Source organism: Streptomyces sp. NPDC127092 (genome assembly GCF_042722475.1).
Classification (GTDB): Bacteria; Actinomycetota; Actinomycetes; order Streptomycetales; family Streptomycetaceae; genus Streptomyces.
The window spans coordinates 1-1,004 of sequence record NZ_JBHXFE010000442.1 but is presented as its reverse complement, the minus strand read 5'-3'; the positions used below and the strand labels follow the sequence as shown (position 1 = coordinate 1,004).

At 68.8% G+C, this 1,004-nt stretch carries 1 protein-coding gene; it reads right to left on the bottom strand.

The window, feature by feature from the left end; all coding sequences use genetic code 11:
* The coding region (locus ACFWJO_RS41135) for an alanine/glycine:cation symporter family protein (protein ID WP_386873545.1) at positions 1–902 on the bottom strand (902 nt) is incomplete at its 3' end.
* Positions 903–1,004 lie beyond the last annotated feature (102 nt).

Here is a 1,004-nt window from a genome sequence, read left to right as displayed (position 1 = left end):
ACGAAGCCCTGCTTGGCCGGGTGCGAGACCTCGGCGGCCGCGGCGGCGTGCGGGCCCGTGCCCTGGCCGGCCTCGTTGGAGTAGACGCCGCGCTTCACGCCCCACTGGATGGCGAGGCCGAGGATCGCGCCGAAGACGGCGTGCACGCCGAACGCGCTGGCGAAGATGGAGCCGAAGACCTCGGGGATCTGGTCGAAGTTCAGGAACAGCACGATCAGCGCGAGGATGATGTACAGCACGGCCATCACGGGCACCACGTAGACGGCGAACGTCGCGATGCGCTTCACGCCACCCAGGACGATGAAGGCCAGCAGGATGACCATAGCCAGGGCCACGACCCAGGCGGGCACGGCCCACGCCTCGCCCACGGCCGCGGCCACGCCGTTGGCCTGCACGCCCGGCAGGAAGTAGCTGGTGGCGAAGACGGTGACGACGGCGAACAGGATGGCGTACACCTTGAACGCGGGGGCGGCGGCCGTGTGCTTGTAGGCCTTCTCGAAGTAGTACGCCGGGCCGCCGCGGTACTCGCCGGTGTCCGGGTCGCGCTCCTTGTAGATCTGGCCGAGCGTGGACTCGATGAAGGACGTGGCGGCACCGAGCAGGGCCATGACCCACATCCAGAACACGGCGCCGGGGCCGCCGAACGCGATGGCCGTGGCGACGCCGCCGATGTTGCCCATGCCGACGCGGCCGGCGAGCGACATCATGAGGGACTGGAGGGACGAGGTGCCGTCCGCGGAGTCCTGGCCCTCGCGGAGCTGCTTCACCATGTCCGGGATGTTCACGAACTGCAGGAACATGGTCCGGACGGTGAAGTAGAGGCCGACGATCAGGCAGAGCCAGATCAGGGCCGGGGACCAGATGACGTCGTTCACGGCGGTGATGAGATCTGCGAAGGACATGGGGTCTCCAGATCGGGTGGGGATGGCCGGTGCGGTGCGAGCTCCGAGCGGCGGCCGCCGGCGGTCCCGGGCGACTGGGGAGAAGGATACGCGCAAATGTGA